Source organism: Streptomyces sparsus, from assembly GCF_054776295.1.
In genome coordinates, this window is record NZ_BAAHCA010000284.1 from 1 (window position 1) to 5,330 (window position 5,330).

Below are 5,330 nucleotides of genomic sequence, written 5' to 3' on the forward strand. Positions count from 1 at the left end.
GGGCCGGCCGGCGGGGTCCGGGGTGGCTCCCGGGGCGTGCGGCGCGGCGGGCGGGGTCTGGACCTCGCCGCAGCCGGGGCACACCAGAGCGCCGTTCAGGTGGCGGCGACAGGTGAGGCAGTAGTTCACGTGGGGGACCCATTCGAAGCGGGCAGCGCGCTGCGGTGGCGGTCACCCTACTGGCCGCTGTCGTGTCCCTGCCGACCGGGTGGTCAGCGCCTCGCAGGTCAGGAGGACCGGCGGCGCACCAGCTGGGTCGGGAGCACCACGCCGCGGGGCGCGGGCGGTGGGGTGCCGGGCACGTCGGAGGCACGGAGCTGCTCCAGCAGCAACCGGGTCATCTCCCGGCCCATCTCCTCGATCGGCTGCCGCACGCTGGTCAGCGGCGGGTCCATGTGGCGGGCCACCGGGGAGTCGTCGAAGCCGACCAGCGCCACGTCCCCGGGCACCGAGCGGCCGGCCTCGCGCAGCGCCAGGCGGGCGCCGGAGGCCATGACGTCGGAGGCGCAGAAGACTGCGTCCACGCCGGGGCGGCGGGCCAGCAGCTCGCGCATCGCGCGGTGCCCGCCCTCCTCGGTGAAGTCGCCGTGCCCGATCAGCGTCTCGTCACCGCCGCACCCGGCCGTGCGCATCGCCTCGCGGTAACCGTCCAGACGGCACTGCGCCACGTACATGTCGAGCGGTCCGGTGATCGTCGCGACCACCTTCCGGCCGCGGCCGAGCAGGTGCTCCACGGCCGCCCGCGCGCCGCCGACGTTGTCGGAGTCGACGTAGGGCACGGACTCCGAACCGGAGCGCCGACCACCCAGCACGGCGGGCATCTCGATGCTTTTCAGCAGGTCGGGCAGGGGGTCGTCGGCATGCACGGAGACCAGCAGCACGCCGTCCACCCGGTGGGCGGCAGCGTACTGGCCGAAGCGCTCGCGCTCCTTCTGGTTGCGGATCATCGTCAGCAGCAGTTGCAGGTCGGCGTCGGCGAGGGCGGCGCTGACGCCGCGCACCACTCCGGAGAAGTAGGGCTCGGCGAAGAGCCGGGTCTCGTGCTCGGGCACCACCAGGGCTATCGCGTCCGTGCTGCCGGCGGCCAGGGCGCGTGCCGCCGGGTTGGGCACGTAGCCCAGTTCGGCGACGGCTTGCTGTACGGCCGCACGGGTCTGCTCGCTGACCCGCGGGGAGCCGTTCACCACTCGGGAGACCGTGCCCCGGCCGACCCCGGCACGTGCCGCGACCTGCTCCAACGTGGGTCTGCGAGCCCCCGTGCCGCGAATCGCCATGCCTGCCTCCCGCAGCTGATCCTCTGATGTGCCGATCATTCAACTACATCGTGTTTCGAAGTAGTTGCCGTTCAGTGTCTTGACACCCCGATGGGTGTCGGCGACTCTTCAACCCATCACGTTTGGGAGCGCTCCCAAGGTACCGCACCCAGTCATTTCTCCACATGCCCTTTCACGTCCCGTACGTTCGGGAGGATCCAATGCACGGCAGGACCCGCACATCCTCGTACCGTCTGACCTCGCGCAGTCTGGCCATCGGCCTGACCGCTGCCCTGAGCGCCGGCCTGCTCGCAGGCTGCGCTTCGGACAGCGAGGAGTCGGAGACTTCGGACGGCAAGAAGAAGACCACCGTATCGGTGGGCGTCTTCGGCGTCTTCGGCTACAAGCAGGCCGGTCTCTACGACGAGTACGAGAAGCTCAACCCCCATGTGACGATCAAGGAGAACTCCACCGAACGCAACGAGGACTACTACCCCGCGCTGCTGAACCACCTCGCGGCGGGCGCCGGACTCGACGACATCCAGGCCGTCGAGGTCGCCAACATCAACGAGCTGGCGACGATCCAGGCCGCCAAGTTCGTCGACATGTCGAAGGCCGACGGTGTCGACGGGGAGAGCTACCTGCCGTGGAAGTGGGACCAGGCCAAGGCTGAGGACGGCCGGGTCATCGGGGTCGGCACGGACATCGGCCCGATGGGCGTCTGCTACCGCAAGGACCTGTTCGAGAAGGCGGGCCTGCCCACCGACCGCGAAGAGGTCAGCGAGCTGTGGGCCGGCGACTGGGAGAAGTACGTCGACGCGGGCGAGGAGTACATGAAGGACGCCCCCAAGGGGACCACCTTCATGGACGCCGCGGCCGGCCTCTACAACGGCTCGGTCTCCAGCTACGCCGAGAAGAACTACAACAAGGACGGCGAGCTGATCTACAAGGAGAGCGAAGCCGTCCAGAACTCGTGGGACCTCGCCATGCGGGCCATCGAGGGCAAGATGACCGGCCGGCTGAAGCAGTTCGACACCTCGTGGGACCAGGCGTACGCGAACGGCACCTTCGCCACCGTGGTCTGCCCCTCCTGGATGCTGGGCTACATCAAGGAGAAGGCCGGCGAGAAGGGCGCCGACAAGTGGGACGTCGCGTCCGCGCCCCGTCCCGCCAACTGGGGCGGCTCCTTCCTGACCGTGCCGGAGGCCGGTAAGAACAAGGAGGAGGCGATCAAGCTCGCCGCCTGGCTGACCGCACCGCAGCAGCAGGCGAAGCTGTTCGCCAAGCAGGCCAGCTTCCCCAGCTCGCAGCGGGCCCTGGACCTTCCCGAGGTCACGGACGCCACCCACGAGTACTTCGGTGACGCCCCCATCGGAAAGATCTTCTCCGAGGCCGCCAAGGGCATTCCCACCGCCGTGCTCGGCCCGAAGGACCAGGTCATTGGGGAGAACATCTCCAACGTCGGCATCCTCCAGGTCGAGCAGCAGGGCAAGTCGCCCGAAGAGGGCTGGGAGGCCGCGGTGAAGAAGATCGACAACGCGGTCGACGAGTGACCGGGGCTGCTGGATGACCACCTCGCGCCTCGACGCCGTGCCCCCCGCCACCGCGGGGGGCACGGCCCCGCGCCCGCCCAAGGGCAGCGGGCCCACCGACCCTCGTGAAGAGCGCCGCGCAGCGCGGCGCAGCCGCCGCTACCAGCGGGACGCCCGCTGGAGCCCGTACGCGTTCATAGCGCCCTTCTTCCTGTTCTTCACCGCCTTCGGCCTGTTCCCGCTGCTGTACACGGGCTGGGCCTCGCTGCACAAGGTCTCCCTGCACGCGCCGACGGAGATGGAGTGGGCCGGGCTGCACAACTTCTCCCGGCTGCTGAGCGACGAGTTCTTCTGGAACGCGCTGGGCAACACGTTCACCATCGGTGTCATCTCCACCGTGCCGCAGCTGCTGCTGGCGCTGGGCCTGGCGCACCTGATGAACTACAAGCTGCGCGGCTCGATGTTCTTCCGGGTCGCCATGCTGACCCCCTACGCCACCTCGGTCGCCGCGGCGACCCTGGTCTTCGCGATGCTCTACGGTCGCGACTTCGGCATGATCAACTGGGGTCTCGGCCTGGTCGGCATCGACAACATCGACTGGGAGAGCGGTTCCTGGACCTCGCAGTTCGCCGTCTCCACCATCGTCATCTGGCGCTGGACGGGGTACAACGCGCTGATCTACCTGGCCGCGATGCAGGCCGTGCCCCACGACCTCTACGAGTCGGCGGCCCTGGACGGCGCGTCCCGCTGGCAGCAGTTCCTGCACGTGACGATCCCGTCGCTGCGGCCGACGATCCTGTTCACGGTCGTCATCTCCACCATCGGCGCAACCCAGTTGTTCGGTGAACCGCTGCTGTTCGGCGGCTCGGCGACCGGTGGCGCCTCGCACCAGTACCAGACGCTCGGCCTCTACCTGTACGAGCAGGGCTGGGTCAACTACCACCTCGGCCGGGCCTCCGCCATCGCGTGGTCCATGTTCCTGATCCTGATCGTGATCGGCCTCGTCTACTGGCTGTTCGCCCGACGGCTTCAGAAGAGCCACTGAAAGGGGGCTGACCATGGCTGTCTTCTCCACTGTCCGGGCCAGCCGCGCGGGCAGGCACCTGCACGGCGGCGTGATCACCTACTCGGTGCTGGCGATCTTCACCCTGGGCTCGCTGCTCCCCCTGGTGTGGACGGCGATCGCCGGTTCCCGGAGCAACTCCCGACTGGCCGAGACGCCGCCGCCGTTCTGGTTCGGCGGCAACCTGTTCTCCAACGTGAGCCGCGCCTGGACCGAAGCCAACATGGGCAAGGCGCTGTTCAACACGGTGATCGTGGCCGGCAGCATCTCGCTGAGCACGGTGCTCTTCGCGACGCTGGCCGGGTTCGCCTTCGCCAAACTCCACTTCCGGGCGAAGAACCTGCTGCTGATGCTCGTCATCGGCACCATGATGGTGCCGCCGCAGCTGAGCGTCGTGCCGCTGTTCATGGCCATCGCGGAGCTGGAGTGGACCAACCAGTTGCAGGCGGTCATCCTGCCGATGATGGTGAGCGCCTTCGGGGTGTTCTTCATGCGGCAGTACCTGGTGAACGCACTGCCCACCGAGATCATCGAGGCCGCCCGGGTGGACGGCGCGCACAGCCTGCGCATCATCTGGCACGTGGTCTTCCCGGCCGCCCGCCCGGCGATGGCGGTACTGGGCATGCTGACCTTCGTGATGGCCTGGAACGAGTTCTTCTGGCCGATCATCGCGCTGACCCAGGACAACCCCACCGTCCAGGTCGCCCTGACCGGGCTGGGCCAGGGGTACATCCCGGACCAGTCTGTGATCATGGCCGGTGCCCTGCTCGGTACGCTCCCGCTGCTGATCGCCTTCGCCATCTTCGGCAAGCAGATCGTCGGCGGCATCATGCACGGCGCAGTCAAGGGCTGACCCGGTCCGCCCTCGTACGTCCTTTCCGCTGACTAGACTTGGGAGCGCTCCCAAATGACCTTCTCCTCCGACTTCCTCTTCGGATCGGCCACCTCCGCGTATCAGATCGAAGGCGCCGCACGGGAGGACGGCCGCACGCCCTCCATCTGGGACACCTTCTGCCACACCCCCGGCAAGATCCTCGGCGGTGAGCACGGCGACGTCGCCGTGGACCACTACCACCGGTTCCGGGACGACGTCCGGCTCATGGCCGACCTCGGGCTGGAGGCCTACCGCTTCTCCGTCAGCTGGTCCCGCGTCCAGCCCACCGGACGCGGCCCGGCCGTCCAGCGCGGCCTGGACTTCTACCGCTCGCTCGTCGACGAGCTGCTCGCCAACGGCATCACCCCGTGGATCACGCTCTACCACTGGGACCTGCCGCAGGAGCTCGAGGACGCGGGCGGCTGGCCCGAGCGCGTCACCGCCGAGCGCTTCGCCGACTACGCGACGCTCACCGCCGAGGGGCTCGGCGACCGCGCCGAGCACTGGACGACGCTCAACGAACCGTGGTGCAGCGCGTTCCTGGGCTACGGCTCCGGCGTGCACGCCCCGGGCCGGACCGACCCGGTCGCCGCGCTGCGCGTCAGCCT

General features: G+C 68.8%; 5 protein-coding genes. 4 read left to right on the top strand and 1 reads right to left on the bottom strand.

What is annotated here, in order from left to right; genetic code table 11:
* Positions 1-227: 227 nt before the first annotated feature.
* Positions 228-1,274 carry a LacI family DNA-binding transcriptional regulator gene (locus tag ACYVE9_RS14475; protein ID WP_461028245.1) on the bottom strand — a complete coding sequence of 349 codons (1,047 nt, stop codon included), beginning with the start codon at positions 1,272-1,274 and terminating at the stop codon, positions 228-230.
* Positions 1,275-1,474: 200 nt separating this feature from the next.
* Here ACYVE9_RS14475 and ACYVE9_RS14480 point away from each other — a divergent pair, with 200 nt between their 5' ends.
* The 4 genes from ACYVE9_RS14480 to ACYVE9_RS14495 all read left to right on the top strand — a co-directional run.
* Positions 1,475-2,806 (top strand): ABC transporter substrate-binding protein, encoded by a 1,332-nt coding sequence (locus tag ACYVE9_RS14480; RefSeq protein WP_461028246.1) that lies wholly within the window; start codon positions 1,475-1,477, stop codon positions 2,804-2,806.
* Between the two features lie 13 nt (positions 2,807-2,819).
* Complete coding sequence (locus ACYVE9_RS14485; RefSeq protein ID WP_461028247.1) at positions 2,820-3,830, top strand: carbohydrate ABC transporter permease; 1,011 nt, start codon at positions 2,820-2,822, stop codon at positions 3,828-3,830.
* Positions 3,831-3,843: 13 nt separating this feature from the next.
* On the top strand, positions 3,844-4,701 hold the full coding sequence (locus ACYVE9_RS14490) for a carbohydrate ABC transporter permease (RefSeq protein ID WP_461028248.1): 858 nt from the start codon (positions 3,844-3,846) through the stop codon (positions 4,699-4,701).
* A 54-nt stretch (positions 4,702-4,755) separates the two neighbouring features.
* The coding region (locus ACYVE9_RS14495; RefSeq protein ID WP_461028249.1) for a family 1 glycosylhydrolase at positions 4,756-5,330 on the top strand (575 nt) is incomplete at its 3' end.

What these genes read in the sequence shown, in the direction of transcription:
- ACYVE9_RS14475 (WP_461028245.1), bottom strand. Translation starts at nt 1,274, where the DNA reads ATGGCGATTCGCGGCACGGGGGCTCGCAGACCCACGTTGGAGCAGGTC.
- ACYVE9_RS14480 (WP_461028246.1), top strand. Translation starts at nt 1,475, where the DNA reads ATGCACGGCAGGACCCGCACATCCTCGTACCGTCTGACCTCGCGCAGT.
- ACYVE9_RS14485 (WP_461028247.1), top strand. Translation starts at nt 2,820, where the DNA reads ATGACCACCTCGCGCCTCGACGCCGTGCCCCCCGCCACCGCGGGGGGC.
- ACYVE9_RS14490 (WP_461028248.1), top strand. Translation starts at nt 3,844, where the DNA reads ATGGCTGTCTTCTCCACTGTCCGGGCCAGCCGCGCGGGCAGGCACCTG.